Genomic DNA, 14134 nt, shown 5'->3' on the forward strand with positions numbered 1-14134 from the left:
GTTCAGATTCCCTGCGGCTCGGTGCCGTCGGATGAGCGGCGACCGGCTTCGGTCTCCACTGCGGGTTCAGCTTCGTGCCTGTCGGTCTGTCCGTGCTTGAACAGGCGGCTCACGACCACGAAGAACATCGGGACCAGGAAGATCGCGAAGATCGTGGCGGAGAGCATGCCGCCTACGACCGCGCGGCCGATGGCGTTCTGACCGCCCGCGCCCGCGCCGCTCGAAACCGCCAGCGGCAAGACGCCGAACACGAAGGCCAGCGAGGTCATGAGGATCGGGCGAAGGCGAAGCCTTGCCGCTTCCACGGCCGCGCTGAAGGCGTTCATGCCGGCCTGCACGCGTTCCTCGGCGAACTCCACGATGAGAATGGCGTTCTTCGCGGCCACGCCGATCGTAGTGATCAGGCCGACCTGCAGGTAGATGTCGTTGTTCAGGCCGGTGAGCTTCGCGGCGAGCACGGCGCCGACGACGCCCAGCGGAACCACCAGGATGACTGCGATTGGAACCGACCAGCTTTCGTAGAGCGCCGCAAGGCACAGGAACACGACGAAGAGCGAGAGGGCATAGAGCGCAGGTGCCTGTCCGCCCGACAGGCGTTCTTCATAGGACAGTCCGGTCCATTCGAGGGCGGTGCCCGGCGGCAGCTTCTGATGCATCTCGGCGATGGCCTCCATCGCTGCACCGGTGCTGACACCAGCCCCGGGCGCACCCTGGAGCTGCACGGCGGGACGGCCGTTGTAGCGGGTCAGGATGACCGGAGCCTTCTTCCACGACAGCGTCGAGAACGAGCCGAAAGGCGCCATCTGGCCGTCGCTGCCACGGGCGTAGAAGTTCTGGATCGACTCCGGCGAAGAGCGATAGGCCTCGTCCGCCTGCAGATAGACGCGCTTGGTCCGGCCGCGATCGAGGAAGTCGTTCACATAGGCGCCGCCCCATGCGGTGGAGATCTCGCTGTTCACCGTGCTGAGGTCGAGCCCGAGCGCGCCGGCCTTGTCCTGGTCGATGTTGATGTCGAGCTGTGGAGCATCGTCGAGGCTGACGGGACGGACTTGCGCCACGCGCTGATCCTGAGCCGCAAGACCAAGCAACTGATTGCGCGCGGCGACCAGCTTGTCGTGACCGATGTTGTTCTGGTCGACGAGCCACAGGTCGAAGCCCGTCGCATTGCCAAGCTCCTGCACGGCGGGAGGAACCAGCGCGAAGATCGTGGCGTCACGGTACTTCGAGAAAGCGCCCATGGCACGGCCGACCATGGCCGGAGCCCTGTTCTCGGCGCCGCTGCGGTCCTTCCAGTCCTTCAGCTTGACGAAGGCCATGCCCGCATTCTGCCCCTGACCGCTGAACGAGAAGCCGCTGATGGTGAACACGGATTCGACGTTCGCCTTCTCGTCCCTGAGGAAGTGCTCGCGAACGACATCCAGGCCCCGTTGCGTCCGGGGAAGCGTCGCGCCTGGCGGCGCCTGGACCAGCGCGATCATCGTGCCCTGGTCTTCCTCGGGAAGGAAGCCGCTCGGCAGGCGCCAGAAAATGAGCGCCATGGCGCCGACAATCAGCAGATAGACCACGCCCGAGCGCTTCCAGTTGCGGGCCGCCCCGCGAACGCTCTTCTCGTACTTGACGGTGCCGGCGTCGAACTTGTCGTTGAACCAGCGGAAGAAGCGGGCAAGCGGCCCGTTGCCTTCGTTCTTGCTGGGGTCATGCGGCTTCAGGATCGTGGCGCAGAGCGCCGGCGTCAGGATCAGCGCGACCATCACCGAGAGCGCCATGGATGAGACGATGGTGATCGAGAACTGGCGATAGATCACGCCGGTGGAACCGCCGAAGAAGGCCATCGGCAGGAACACCGCGGAGAGCACCATGCCGATGCCGATCAGCGCGCCGCTGATCTCGTCCATCGACTTTCGCGCGGCCTCCTTGGGCTTGAGATGTTCCGTCTGGATCAGACGCTCGACGTTTTCGACCACGACGATGGCGTCGTCGACCAGCAGGCCGATCGCCAGCACCATGCCGAACAAGGTGAGTGTGTTGATGGAGTAGCCGAGTGCCTGCATGACCCCGAAAGTGCCGAGCAGCACGACCGGGACCGCAATCGTCGGGATGATCGTCGCGCGCCAGTTCTGAAGGAACAGGAACATGACGAGGAACACGAGGACGACGGCTTCGATCAGGGTGTGGACCACCTGCTCGACCGACAGACGGACGAACGGCGTGGCATCGTAAGGATAGACGACCTTTACATCCTGCGGGAAGTTCTGGGCGATACGTTCGATTTCGGCCTTCACGAGGTCCACTGTATCGAGCGCATTTGCGCCCGATGCCAGCTTTACGCCGAAGCCCGAGGCGGGCTTGCCGTTGTACTGCGTTTCGAAGCCGTAGATTTCGGCGCCAAGTTCGACCCGTGCGACGTCGCGAAGACGCACCACGGCGCCGTTCTGGCCCTGACGCAAGCGGATGTTCCCGAACTCTTCGGGGGTCTGCAGGCGCGATTGAACCGAAACGGTGGCGTTGAGCTCCTGCTCCTTGGACGCGGGAAGCTGGCCGAGCTGACCGGCGGAAACCTGCGCGTTCTGCGCCTGCACGGCGGTTCGGATGTCGCCGATCGTCAGGTTGTAGCTGCGCAGTTTCAGCGGATCGACCCAGATGCGCATGGCATATTGGGTGCCGAAGATCTGAAGCTCGCCGACGCCGTTGATGCGGCTGACCGGGTCCTGGACCTGGCTGACGAGATAGTCCGACAGGTCGTTGGCGCTGTGGCTGCCGTCCTGCGAATAGATCGCCGCGACCAGGAGGAAGCTGGCCGCCGACTTCGCGACAGTGACGCCCTGGCGCTGGACTTCCTGCGGCAGCAGCGCCGTGGCCGCTTGCAGCTTGTTCTGCACCTGGACTTGCGCGATGTCGGGATCGGTGCCCTGCTCGAACGTCAAAGTGATGCTGACGTTACCGGCCGAGGACGACTGCGCGGAGAAGTAGCGCAGGTTGTCGATACCCTTGAGCTGCTGCTCGATGATCTGCGTGGTCGTGCGCTCCAGCGTTTCCGCGTCGGCGCCGGGATAAGTGGCGGAGATCGTCACCGTGGGCGGCGCGATCTCGGGGAACTGGGACACCGGCAGGCTGCGGATCGCCAGCGCGCCGAACATCATCAGCACGATGGCGATGACCCATGCAAAGATGGGCCGGTCGATGAAATAACGTGCCATGATCGATTACTGGCCCTGTCCGGCGTCTTGACCTGCAGCCTTCCGGCCCTGCTGCGCGGGTGCTCCGCCCGCAGGCTTGGCGTCCTGCGGCGCGACCGGCTTCACGGGCATGCCCGGGCGCAGCATCTGCGCGCCGTCCACCACGACCTTGTCGCCGGCCTTCAGACCGGACGTCACCAGCCAGTTCGTACCGACGGTCCGCGGTGCTTCGATCTTGCGCATTTCCAGCTTGTTGCCGGCGCCGACGGTGAGTGCCGTAGGATTGCCCTTCTCGTCTCGGCTCACGGCCGATTGGGGCACGAGGATGCCGTTGCTCTTGGTGCCTTCGACCAGTTCCGCCCGGACGTACATGCCGGGCAGCAGCAGGCCGCGCGGGTTGCCGAACTGGACGCGGACCACCTGGCTGCCGGTCGACGGGTCGACGGTCACGTCGGTGAACTTGAGCGTGCCTTCTTCCGCGTAAGTGCTGCCGTCCTCCAACTTCAGCCGCACGCGGGCGGCCGCGCCGGCCCGCGAGAGATTGCCCGAAAGCAGCTCCTGACGCAGGCGAAGGACATCCGTGCTCGACTGCTGGATGTCCACGAACATGGGATCAAGCCGCTGAATGACCGTAAGAGCGTCGGTCTGCGAAGCCGAAACGAGCGCGCCGGTGGTATAAGTGGAGCGGCCGATGCGGCCCGAGATCGGTGCGCGAATGGTCGTGCGGGCCAGATCGATCTGGGCGCTGCGCACTGCCGCCTCCTGGGCGGCAACGTCGGCGCGGGCCTGGGCGGCGCTGGCGACGGCGTTCTCCGCCTCCTGCCGCGAGATGGCGTTGATCTTCACGAGTTCGCCGTACCGCCGGGCCAGGGCAGCGGTGTTCGCGATGTTGGCGCGGGCGCGGACCAGTGCCGCACGCGCGCTGGCGACTTGCGCTTCGTAGGGCGCGGGGTCGATGCGATAGAGCGGCTGTCCGGCGCGCACCATGTCGCCCTCCTGGAACAGGCGCTGGAGGATCAGGCCGTTCACTTGCGGGCGCACGTCGGCCGTCTCGAAGGCCGTGGTGCGGCCCGGAAGTTCCGAGCTGAGCGTGACCGCGCCTTCCTTGACCGTGACGACGCCGACCTCGGGAGGACCGGCAGGAGCCTGCTGCTCTCCGCCGCCGCCGCACGAGGCAAGGAGCAAGGCAAGAGCCGGGGTGATCTTTTTCATGGAGCAAGCCCGCAATGAGAGTTAAAGCGTGAGTGAGTATTCACTCATTGATTCGCGCGATGTGTATTGGGTCGCCGAAGCGTTTGCAAGGCGAGGAGGAATGCAGTGAAAGATGACATAATTATGGATCGTTCGCGAGCAGCCCGTTCGGTGGCGCGCCGCGAACATCTTCTGGACACCGCCAGAAAGCTGTTTGTCGAGCAAGGGTTCCATAGGACCGGCATGGCACAGATCGCCCTCGCTTCCGGGATCAAGGTCGGCCAGATCTACCGGGACTTCGCGAACAAGGAAGCCATCATCGCTGCCATCTGCGAAGCGAACCTGATCACATGGCTTGAGGAAAACCAGCTGGAAACCGCCGTGGCGAACCGGGACACCGCCGCCATCGAGACCTGGATCGAGCGCATCTGTTCGGACGAACCGTCCATGGAAGACCGCCGCCTGATGGCCGAGCTGTTGGCGGAAGTCGGCAGGAACCCCATCATCGCCGACCTCAACCGGCAGGCCGACGAGCGTGTCAGGCTGCGCCTGGACGAAGCGATAGAATCGCTTGCGCCGATGGCGCCCAGCAACCGCCGATCGCAAGTGGTGGACCTGATCTTTCTGCTGTCGTGGGGCATGATGGCGATGATGGAATTGTCCCCCGAGCGGAACCATGCGCAAGTCCGCAGGAACGTTGTGGCCATTCTGCGCCAGGAGATCGGCGCCCTGGCCCGCTAAGCTGGCGCGCACTTTACTCGGGTTCGCCTCGATAATGCGTTTGTTTCGCAAGAAGCCAAGCCTTGTGACATTTCGTTGCGCAAAATGTGTGTAAAGGCTGGACACGAGCCTGAAGTCGTATCATTCTGGCTGAGACACGACCCTGTAAAAAGTCGTGCGGAGGATGCCCAAGATGATCGAGAAGACCGAAGTGGAATCAGGCGACAAGGCGATGATCCTGTTGCAGAGCCTGATCTGCTATTTGCGTGAAAAGAATGTTCTGACCCGCGCCGATATCGAAGAATTGCGCGAGAAGGTGGAAGCGCGCATCGCCGACGCTGAAACCAACCTGCCTTGTGCCAGCGCGCTCGCCACCGCCGCAGCATCGGAAATGCGCGAACTGGAACAGTTCTGCGGCAAAAAGTTCGGCGGCAAGCACCGACACCGCGTGAACTGAACGGCTTCCTGACGGGTCGGGATCGCTCTCCGGAATTTCGCTCCGGAGAGCGGTTTGATGCTAAGAATGCAATCGTGATTGCGGTCTTTACAGCCGCTGCGAGTGGCTGAGGAAAGCTTTGCGCCCGGCGTTGCAACGAAATTGGGGGCAATCATTCAGACCCGCCGCGAATCGCCACGTCGAGCAGAGTGAAACTGGGCGGTCGGTGCTGGGCACATTGAGAGGCGGGAGGCGCGCTGCCTCACCGCAATCCGGCTTTTGGTGCTCTCTCGAACTGAGACCAATCCACACGAGGAAACGTGTGGCCATGACAGAACACGCATCACGCTTTGCCGCTCAGCCAGGGAACTTTCGGCGCGCCTCAGGGACGGCCTGTCAGCCGGTCCCAGCGGACGAAGGGCAGGATGGAGGCGTGATCGTCGGTCCAGGGGCGGGCGGCCCTATCGTTCAGCGGCGTCCAGGGCGTATCGGCGCTTATCCTCGCCAGATCCTTCACGACCGATCCGTCGCGCGACAAGGCGATCCAGCGCGAAGGCGTGTAAAGAGCGGTGTCGATAGGACGGTCGAGCCGCGATAGCGCCGTCATTCCGCTCGCCGCCGCATTGGTGCCCACGACAGGCGCCAGATCGAGGTAGCGGTTGGAAATATGGAGCAGCAGGAGGCCGCGCGGCGTGAGTGCCCGTGCATAGACCTGCAACGCTTCCTTCGTGAGCAGGTGCACGGGTATAGCATCGCTGGAGAACGCGTCGATCACGAGCACGTCGAAGACCCCCGCCGGCATATCCGTCAGCTTCAATCGGGCATCGCCAAGGATCACGCGGGCGCCGGGCGTGCAGTCCCGCAGGAAAGTGAAGCGCTCGCTGGTCGAGAACTGCAGGATGACCGGATCTATTTCGAAGAACGTCCACCGCTGGCCCGGAACGGCGCGGCAGGCGAGCGATCCCGTGCCCAGCCCGACCACGCCGATGCGGGCAGCCGCTCCTTCGAGATGGGGCACCGCGTTAAGCGCCAGGGCCACGCCGGAAGTCGGTCCGTAGTAGGTCAGCGCCTCGCGCGATCTGACGGGATCCAGTGATTGTTCGCCATGGAGGGTCGTGCCATGGGCAAGGGTCCGCAAGGCACCGTCGGCCGTGTCGCGGACCGTGTAGATGCCGAAATAGCTGCGCGTTCGTTCGCCGCCGAGCGTGGCGCGAATCGTCCAGATCCCGCCTTGCGCAACCATGGCGAGCGCCAGAACGGTGACGAAAGCGGTGCGCCAGGCCATCACCATGATGCCGGTGCCGGTCAGGAAAACCGTCAGCAAAACTGCCGCCAGGCCTTCATCGGGACGCAGCGCCCGCTGGTCGAGTTGCCAGCCCAGGAACGCGGCGAAGGCCAGCAGGAGCAGGAGCGCCACGCGCGCCATTCCCGGTTCGATGCCTTCGCCGCTCCGCCAGCGCAGGATCGGATCGAGCGGCATGATAACCGCCGCGGCCATGACCAGCAGGGGATGCTCCCAGGCCCAGTCGAACACGAGCGGAGCGACCAGCGCGGTGAACAGCCCGCCCAGAGCGCCCCCCGCCGACATCACCAGATAGAACCGCGTCAATTGCGCAGGCGCGGGACGAAGGTCGTAGAGCCGCTTGTGCAGTGTCGTCGCGATGCAGAACAGCATGAGGCACGCACCTCCGGCGATCCACAATGTTCCCGATCCGTTGGACAGCATGGCATAGCTGCCCGCGAACAGCACCACGACAGGCGTCACGAAAGCGATGGCAGCGGCCGGCGCGCGGTTGTCGGCGAAGGCGACGACGAAGCTCAGCAGATAGAGCCCCAGCGGAATGACCCAGAGCAGCGGCATCGCGAAGATGTCCGTCGTCAGGTGGGTCGTGGTCGAGAGCATGAGGCCCGAAGGGATCGCCGCCAGCGCCAGCCACAGCGCCATCGTCCGGCCGGGAATCCGCACGCCCTGTCCCCAAAGCTGCTTTTGCGAAGGCGGCGGCGGCAGCGCGTGGCGGCGGCTCGCAGCGCAGAGGATCACCAGCGAGATCAGCAAGGCGAAGCCGCACGACCAGGCGATACTCTGGCTGCGCAGAGTCAGCAGCGGCTCGGCCAGCAGCGGATAGGCCAGTAGCCCGGCGAAGCTGCCAAGGTTGGACGCGGCATAGAGAGCCCAGGGCTGACCGGCTCCAGGATCGGCGGCGAACCACCGCTGCATCAAGGGCGCTTGCGCCGAGACCGCGAAGAACACAGGACCGACGCTCAATCCCAGCAGCACCGGAACCCACAGCGCCTCCGGCAGTCCTTTCGGCTGCACCAGATCGAACAGGCCCACGGGAAGCGTCGATCCGGCCAGAAGCAGGAGCGCGAGGTGCACGATCGTCTGCCGCCGCAGCGACAAGCGTCCCAGCATGTGCGCATAGGCGTAGCCGGCCAGGAGGAGCGCCTGGTAGACCAGCATGGCACTGTTCCAGACGTTCGGCGCACCTCCCAGCCGAGGAAGCGCCATCCTGGCGACCATCGGCTGCACCAGGAAGAGCAGGAAGCTGCCCGTCGATATAGTGGCGACGAATAGCCCGCGCGCTGCCCGCCCTTCTCCCTCGCCCTTCACGTCAGCGGCCACCCTTGTTTCATCCCAATGCGCGCGGGCGCTCTAACGCAGGCAGGTGCCGGGATAAAGCAGTCCTCTCATCGTTTGCCACGTACCCGGGCGTTGCGCCGCAGGAAGCGAAACCTCCGCGACGATCGCCCGTTTGCTCCTCATGGCCAAAACCGTGCAATTCGTAGGCGATTATCCGGTGACCCCTGACGGTCGCTATTTCGTGGTACGTGGGCGGTTGTGGCGCATGTCCGATCCGTCGCTGCCGCCCTCCTGCCGCGAGGAACGCGTTCGAGATCTGATGCAGGCCCGCCGCGCGGTGGGCCAAGCCAAGCGCGCAGGGGACCGCGATGCAGAAGCCGCCGCGCGCCGGGAATTGGACCGGGCCAAGCGCGCTCTGGGAGAACGCGGCCCGGTCTGGTGGAGCGACGGCGATCCCGATCTCAACCGTCGCCTCATAGGCAATACGCCCTATGCGGATTGGTTCGACGCTCTCATTCCTGCGCCTGGCCGCGCGGAGCGATCGTGAGCTGCTGGACGACGGCACGGCGCGGCTGCGTCAGGAGATAGTGGACGCCCACCGCGATGTCTTCGGCACGCAGCATGGTCTCCTCCGCGATCATCTCGCGCTGCTTTTCCGCAGGGATGTCGGGATACTGGAAGTCGGCCCCGGTCTTGCCCGGCTCGACAAGGCTGACTTTGATACCCTGAGGGCCCAGTTCACGGCGCAGAGCCTCGGCGAAGCCGGCGATTCCGGCTTTCATCCCCGCGTAGACGGTAGATCCCGCTCCCAAGACGTGCGCCGACATGGAGCCGATCAGGACGATGTCGCCCTTGTCGACCAGCGTCTCCTGCGCCGCCTTGGCGCTGAGCAGGTAGGCGGTGAAATCGACGGCGACGGCGTAGCGGATCTCATCCGCCAACATCTCGGACAAAGCCGAGGCCGGGACGGCCGCATTGACGACGACGATGTCGGGATCCCCTAGCGCGTTGCGCGCTTGATCGAAGAATCTTTCGAGCTGTTCCGGGTCTGCCAGGTCGAGGGCCACGCCGTCACCCTTGCCAACCTCGCGTATGCGCTCCAGCGCATCGCCCAGATGCTCGGGCGAGCGGCCGCAGATGAATACCTCCACGCCCTCGCTGGCAAGCAGCACCGCAATGGCCCTGCCGATCCCGGTGGTGCCGCCGGTGATGATCGCCTTGCGACCGTTCAGATCAGGCTTGGCGGTATGTGCGTCGAACAAATCCTTCATTACCTGTCGCGTCCTTGTGCTGGAGGGCGGCGGCGAACCGCACGAGAAGGACAAGTCCTCAACAGACGAGGTCGTTCCGCATCAGGCACGAGTCCGCCCCGATCACGGTTCCGGTTCAGGCATTCTCCTCGCCCGTGGCTGGCTTAATCGCATAAACCTAGATCAACATGGCGGGAACGAGAGCAAGTTTCGGGAACTTTACAGGACGAAATCCGAGAAGGAGGACCCCATGACAGAATCCTTTACCGATGCCATTGCCTTGCTGAAGGCCGATCACCGCAAGGTGGAGGCGCTGTTCGAGAAGTTCGAAGCGACCAAGTCTTCCGCTCAGAAGAAGAAGCTGGCTCATGAGATCTGCACCGAACTCAAGATCCACACCCTGATCGAAGAAGAAATCTTCTATCCCAGCTTCCGCGGCAAGATCGAGGACGACACGCTCGACGAAGCCTATGTCGAGCATGACGGGGCCAAAGTTCTTATCAACGACATCGAGGCGGGATCGCCCGAGGATGATTTCTTCGATGCGAAAGTCACCGTACTTTCCGAAGAGATCAAGCACCACGTTCACGAGGAAGAAATGCAGTCCGAGGGCATGTTCGCCCAGTGCCGCAAGACCGATGTGGATCTCGTCGACCTTCGGGATCGTATGCTGGCCCGCAAGAAGGAACTGCTCGCCCAAGCCAAGGTCGATGGCTTGCCGCCCTCGCAGCCGACCGCAATCAATCTCAAGGCGGCCTGAAAAGGAGCCACGGCCATGACGGAACAGGACGATACCGGAACCCGGCGCGAGCCTCTGGGCGATGCGCGGCCTGATGCGGTCGATCCGCATCGCCAGAAGGAAGGCCCGCAGAAGCCCGAGAAAGTGGAAGATCGTCCTTACGTCAGCACGGTCAAGCCCGAGGATTACCCGGACGATCAGCGCGCAAAGTTCGAGGAAAAAAGGTGAGGCGCACGTACAGGGGCATGGCCCGCTGCCGCCCCATCGGCGCGAGGACGCGGCGATCCTGTCATCCTCGTTCTTGCAGCAGTCCTGCTGATCTTCGCCGGGGGGCACTTGTGGCTGGCCGAAAGACTGCATCAGGAACGACGCTGAAATGCTGGAATGCCTTCGGCTGAAGTGATGCCGTTTCAAAGCGCTATTCGCCATACCGGAGACGCTGCAGCAGCTTCCGGGGACTCTTCAACTCTGGAAAGGAAGCATGTGCTTTCCGAAGATCAACGCTCGCACTGGGAAGAACGGTTCAGGGCCTTCATCGAAGCCAAGTCCTTCCCTTGCGTGGGTGCCAAATCCGCACTGTCGCGCGGAACGTTGGCGACCGTCGTCTGCCATTCCATCGAGAGCAGCTGGGACGACCTCGTCATCTATGAAAAGCTGCTGGACTGGACGGCAAGCTATCAGGAAGATCCGTCGCTGTTCCGCAGTCTTGCCGTGATCTTCGCGGATGACGAACCTCTGACCGAGGGCCAGTTCGAACTTGCCTTGTGGAACAGGGTTCAGTCGCTGACCGACAAGGACGCCTGGCTGGGGCTTCCTTACGATGGCCGGGTCAGCAGCGACCCCGACGATCCCCATTTTTCGCTGAGCTTCGGAGGAGAAGCCTTCTTCGTCGTCGGCATGCACCCCCAAGCCAGTCGCCCGGCGCGGCGGTTCGAGCGCCCGGTGATGGTGTTCAATCTTCACGACCAGTTCGAACAGCTTCGGGCGCAAGGGCGCTACGAAAAGATACGAGAGACCATTTTGGAACGCGACATCAAGATAGCAGGCTCGATCAATCCCATGCTCGCCCGGCACGGCGAGGCGAGCGAAGCCGCGCAGTATAGCGGGCGCGAGGTTGGCCCCGAATGGCAATGTCCTTTCCAGAACCCGAGGGCTGCCCGGTGATGGAAACGACCAGGATCATGCCCCGCAGCGGAGCGGCCTTTCCCCTGGCTCGCGGGCAGCTTCTGACCGTGCTCGATCCGCTCGGTACCCAAGTATCCGACCTGCTGGCCTTTGCGGCCGACGATGTGCGCGAAGTGATCAGCAATGGCCGCACGTTCGATTACGAGGAAACCCTGAGGCTGACGCGCGGCAATCGGATCTGGTCGAACCGATCCCGCGTGCTGCTGACGATCGAGGAGGACAGCGTCGGCTGCCACGATTTCCTCCTTACCCCGTGCAGCGTGGACACCTTCCGGCACTTCTACCCGGACAAGCCCGAACACCGGGGATGTTTCGGTAATCTGGCGGAGGCGCTCGCTCCTTACGGCGTCACCGCCGACGACATACCGGTGGCGTTCAACTGCTTCATGAACGTGCCGATCGACAGCACCGGCGGGATTTCGGTCCTGCCGCCACCCAGTCGCGCCGGCGACAGCGTTTCCTTCCGGGCCGAGCAGGATCTGATCATCGGTCTGACCGCCTGCTCGGCTTATGCCAGCAATGGTGGCACGTTCAAGCCGATCGATTATCGGATCGAGGACTGACCGGCACGGCTACGATCAGAGGGTTCAACTCGCGTCGAGCGCCTGGGCAAGATCGGCAACGATGTCGTCCGGATGCTCCACGCCGATGGAGAGGCGGATCGTCGATTCCAGAACGCCGATACGATTCCGGATGTCGACTGCCACGCCGGAATGCGTGGTCGTCGCCGGATGGCTGGCCAGCGACTCCGTGCCCCCAAGGCTCACCGCCAGCTTGAAGATCTGCAGTGCGTTGAGGAAGCGGAAGGCGGCAGGTTGTCCGCCCGCGATGTCGAAGGAGAACGTCGATCCCGCTCCGGTGCACTGTGCTGCGAAGACTTCGGCCTGCCTCGTACCGGCTTGTGCGAACGGTGGGTAGGCCACGCCCTGAACCTTGGCATGATCGCGCAGGAACGTTGCGGCGGCGGTGGCATTGGTGTTCGCTCGCTCCATCCGCAGGCCCAGCGTCTCCAGCGATCGGCCCAGCATCCAGCAGCTGTGCGGGTCTAGCTGGGTACCGATGGCGCTGCGCAGCAGGCGCACTTCGCGCATGAGCTTGGCCGAACCGAGCGCCGCCCCGGCAACCAGGTCCGAGTGCCCGCCGACATATTTGGTGAGCGAATAGAGCGATATGTCGGCGCCAAGCCGCAGCGGATGCTGGAACACCGGTCCGAGCAGGGTATTGTCGCAGACCAGGAGCGGGCGGTGGCCTTGCTGTCGTTCGATGTCCTCGCAAAGCCGCTTCAGGAGCGCGATATCGACCAGGCTGTTGGTCGGATTTGCAGGCGTCTCGATCAGGACCAGGGAAACGCGGCCTTGAGACACGGCCTCCTTGGCCGCCGGCGCTATGGCGTCTTCGTCGAGTCCGTCGCTGAACCCCACGGCTTTGATGCCGAGGTTCGCGAAAGTTCTGGCAAGCAGCGTCTCGGTGCCGCCGTATAGAGGTTGGGAATGGAGAATGACATCGCCGGGCCGCGCAAAGGCCAGGAGCGTAGTGGTGATCGCGCCCATCCCCGATGAGAACACCACACCCGCTTCGGCCCCCTCGTAGACCGCCATGCGATCCTCGACGATCTCGCTGTTGGGATGATTGAACCGGGAATAGACCAGCCCTCGCCCCTGCCCCGGCGGCGGCTCCTTGCGGCCGGCTACGTAATCGAAGAAGTCCCTGCCCTCTTCGGCGGTGGGGAACACGAAGGTCGATGTCAGGAAGACCGGAGGCTTCACCGCCCCCTCGGACAGGAACGGGTCGTAGCCGTAGTTCAGCATCAAGGTATCGGGGTGGAGCCGGTGGTCGCCGATCGCCGTCTTGCTTTCACGCGGTGCCGTCATATACCTCTCCTCTGACCGGGCCGAAGGAGATAAACTGCCGATAATTCGTCAAGTTGCAATGGCAGAGATCGGACGATCTAGAGGCGGTGCTTCACACCGGGCTTGGGCAGGTCGCTGCCCAGGTCCGTACTGGGGCTGAACCCCATCTGCGTGAGGAGATCCACCAGGCGCTGGCCATCCGCACGAAGACGCTCGAGCCAGTGCTCATGATCGATATGCCCCAACGCAGAACGCTGAAACTGCCCTGCCGCCCTGACCGATTCGCCGAGGAGACGCACCTGGAGCACCGGTTCATCGCGCCGCGCATTCTTGCCGAGCGAATTGTCATCACGCGAAACCAGCCGCTCGTTACGGTTCCGGTGTCCTGCGTAGATATTCACTTTCCCTGACTCCTGATGGCGGCGAAGCCCGCTGACCCCGCGCGATTCCTAATTCTTTACAACGCGCAGGAACGCCCGGAGTTTCGGCGAACAGCGCAGAAAACCGCCGCTCGACAGGTCCCGCAGCGCTTCATCTCTCCGGATGACCTCTTCGGCGACAATGCCACCGCCTGCGGAGCAAGAACCTTGACGTTGCATTCTCAATTAAATAGGTTGAGAAGCAGGACGGAAAAACATCGCCTTCTGAAATTCTCCCCGCTTTCAGCGGCAATCGGGATCAATCGGGCGGACCGTGACGGACGCAGGAACGGTTCCGCCATCGTCAGAGACAAAAACCGGGAGTACGGATCCATGCTTCAAAGCGATTTCCACGTCGTCCGCAAAGGACTCGAGTGGGCCGTGAGCCTTCATGGCGTTTTCCTCGCCGCCTTCGAGACTCAACGCGCCGCCATCAACCGCGCGATCGACGCTGCGCATCAAGTCGGGATGAAGGGCCACAAGGCTACCGTCGTGCTGGCCGATGATCACGCGAGCCCGCGCACACACTGGGTCTTCGGCCACCATCCCTACCCTCCCACGGCCTGAAAAGTCCTCGCCGGCTCGTG

The 14134-nt window shown here is 63.6% G+C and carries 14 protein-coding genes; 8 read left to right on the forward strand and 6 right to left on the reverse strand.

The features are described from left to right. Nucleotides 1-2: 2 nt before the first annotated feature. Nucleotides 3-3197, reverse strand: coding sequence for an efflux RND transporter permease subunit (locus L284_RS35900; protein ID WP_021234156.1), 3195 nt, complete (start codon nucleotides 3195-3197; stop codon nucleotides 3-5). Between the two features lie 6 nt (nucleotides 3198-3203). Then, nucleotides 3204-4388, reverse strand: coding sequence for an efflux RND transporter periplasmic adaptor subunit (locus L284_RS35905; protein ID WP_021234157.1), 1185 nt, complete (start codon nucleotides 4386-4388; stop codon nucleotides 3204-3206). 123 nt (nucleotides 4389-4511) lie between these two features. Between L284_RS35905 and L284_RS35910 the strand changes: the two genes are divergently transcribed. Together L284_RS35910 and L284_RS35915 are read left to right on the forward strand one after the other, a co-directional pair. Continuing rightward, nucleotides 4512-5108: a TetR/AcrR family transcriptional regulator gene (locus L284_RS35910; RefSeq protein ID WP_021234158.1), complete on the forward strand. Its 597-nt coding sequence runs from the start codon at nucleotides 4512-4514 to the stop codon at nucleotides 5106-5108. A 172-nt stretch (nucleotides 5109-5280) separates the two neighbouring features. After that, nucleotides 5281-5544 carry a hypothetical protein gene (locus tag L284_RS35915; protein WP_031342178.1) on the forward strand — a complete coding sequence of 88 codons (264 nt, stop codon included), beginning with the start codon at nucleotides 5281-5283 and terminating at the stop codon, nucleotides 5542-5544. 361 nt (nucleotides 5545-5905) lie between these two features. Here L284_RS35915 and L284_RS35920 read toward each other — a convergent pair whose 3' ends face one another. Beyond that, entirely contained in the window at nucleotides 5906-8146 is a 2241-nt protein-coding gene (locus tag L284_RS35920) for a fused MFS/spermidine synthase (protein WP_021234160.1), read from the reverse strand. A gap of 175 nt (nucleotides 8147-8321) precedes the next feature. Between L284_RS35920 and L284_RS35925 the strand changes: the two genes are divergently transcribed. Next, a complete protein-coding gene (locus L284_RS35925) occupies nucleotides 8322-8651 on the forward strand; it encodes a hypothetical protein (protein ID WP_235054366.1) in 330 nt (109 codons plus the stop codon). Here the strand turns inward: L284_RS35925 and L284_RS35930 are convergent. Beyond that, on the reverse strand, nucleotides 8617-9375 hold the full coding sequence (locus L284_RS35930; protein WP_021234162.1) for an SDR family oxidoreductase: 759 nt from the start codon (nucleotides 9373-9375) through the stop codon (nucleotides 8617-8619). The genes L284_RS35925 and L284_RS35930 overlap by 35 nt on opposite strands. Before the next feature lie 229 nt (nucleotides 9376-9604). On the opposite strand from L284_RS35930, the gene L284_RS35935 reads away from it, so the two are divergent. From L284_RS35935 to L284_RS35950, 4 genes are all read left to right on the forward strand, one after another. Then, nucleotides 9605-10114 carry a hemerythrin domain-containing protein gene (locus L284_RS35935; RefSeq protein ID WP_021234163.1) on the forward strand — a complete coding sequence of 170 codons (510 nt, stop codon included), beginning with the start codon at nucleotides 9605-9607 and terminating at the stop codon, nucleotides 10112-10114. 15 nt (nucleotides 10115-10129) lie between these two features. Then, on the forward strand, nucleotides 10130-10321 hold the full coding sequence (locus tag L284_RS35940; RefSeq protein WP_021234164.1) for a hypothetical protein: 192 nt from the start codon (nucleotides 10130-10132) through the stop codon (nucleotides 10319-10321). Between the two features lie 255 nt (nucleotides 10322-10576). After that, nucleotides 10577-11257 (forward strand): guanitoxin biosynthesis heme-dependent pre-guanitoxin N-hydroxylase GntA, encoded by a 681-nt coding sequence (gntA, locus tag L284_RS35945; protein ID WP_021234165.1) that lies wholly within the window; start codon nucleotides 10577-10579, stop codon nucleotides 11255-11257. A gap of 17 nt (nucleotides 11258-11274) precedes the next feature. After that, nucleotides 11275-11841, forward strand: coding sequence for a DUF1989 domain-containing protein (locus L284_RS35950; RefSeq protein ID WP_235054367.1), 567 nt, complete (start codon nucleotides 11275-11277; stop codon nucleotides 11839-11841). 24 nt (nucleotides 11842-11865) lie between these two features. Here the strand turns inward: L284_RS35950 and L284_RS35955 are convergent, their stop codons facing one another. After that, nucleotides 11866-13149, reverse strand: a complete 1284-nt coding sequence (locus L284_RS35955) for a cystathionine gamma-synthase family protein (protein WP_021234167.1) — start codon at nucleotides 13147-13149, stop codon at nucleotides 11866-11868. A 77-nt stretch (nucleotides 13150-13226) separates the two neighbouring features. Continuing rightward, the gene (locus L284_RS35960) at nucleotides 13227-13529 is read right to left on the reverse strand and encodes a hypothetical protein (protein ID WP_021234168.1); all 303 of its coding nucleotides are present in this window, start codon (nucleotides 13527-13529) and stop codon (nucleotides 13227-13229) included. A gap of 15 nt (nucleotides 13530-13544) precedes the next feature. Between L284_RS35960 and L284_RS47945 the strand changes: the two genes are divergently transcribed. Next, a complete protein-coding gene (locus L284_RS47945; RefSeq protein WP_152524661.1) occupies nucleotides 13545-14114 on the forward strand; it encodes a hypothetical protein in 570 nt (189 codons plus the stop codon). Nucleotides 14115-14134: the final 20 nt, after the last annotated feature.

Source organism: Novosphingobium lindaniclasticum LE124, from assembly GCF_000445125.1.
Taxonomy (GTDB): domain Bacteria; phylum Pseudomonadota; class Alphaproteobacteria; order Sphingomonadales; family Sphingomonadaceae; genus Novosphingobium; species Novosphingobium lindaniclasticum.

Excerpts from the sequence above, each read along its gene's own strand:
- L284_RS35900 (WP_021234156.1), bottom strand. The coding sequence starts at position 3,197 with ATGGCACGTTATTTCATCGACCGGCCCATCTTTGCATGGGTCATCGCC.
- L284_RS35905 (WP_021234157.1), bottom strand. The coding sequence starts at position 4,388 with ATGAAAAAGATCACCCCGGCTCTTGCCTTGCTCCTTGCCTCGTGCGGC.
- L284_RS35910 (WP_021234158.1), top strand. The coding sequence starts at position 4,512 with ATGGATCGTTCGCGAGCAGCCCGTTCGGTGGCGCGCCGCGAACATCTT.
- L284_RS35915 (WP_031342178.1), top strand. The coding sequence starts at position 5,281 with ATGATCGAGAAGACCGAAGTGGAATCAGGCGACAAGGCGATGATCCTG.
- L284_RS35930 (WP_021234162.1), bottom strand. The coding sequence starts at position 9,375 with ATGAAGGATTTGTTCGACGCACATACCGCCAAGCCTGATCTGAACGGT.
- L284_RS35935 (WP_021234163.1), top strand. The coding sequence starts at position 9,605 with ATGACAGAATCCTTTACCGATGCCATTGCCTTGCTGAAGGCCGATCAC.
- L284_RS35940 (WP_021234164.1), top strand. The coding sequence starts at position 10,130 with ATGACGGAACAGGACGATACCGGAACCCGGCGCGAGCCTCTGGGCGAT.
- L284_RS35950 (WP_235054367.1), top strand. The coding sequence starts at position 11,275 with ATGCCCCGCAGCGGAGCGGCCTTTCCCCTGGCTCGCGGGCAGCTTCTG.
- L284_RS35955 (WP_021234167.1), bottom strand. The coding sequence starts at position 13,149 with ATGACGGCACCGCGTGAAAGCAAGACGGCGATCGGCGACCACCGGCTC.
- L284_RS47945 (WP_152524661.1), top strand. The coding sequence starts at position 13,545 with ATGGCGGCGAAGCCCGCTGACCCCGCGCGATTCCTAATTCTTTACAAC.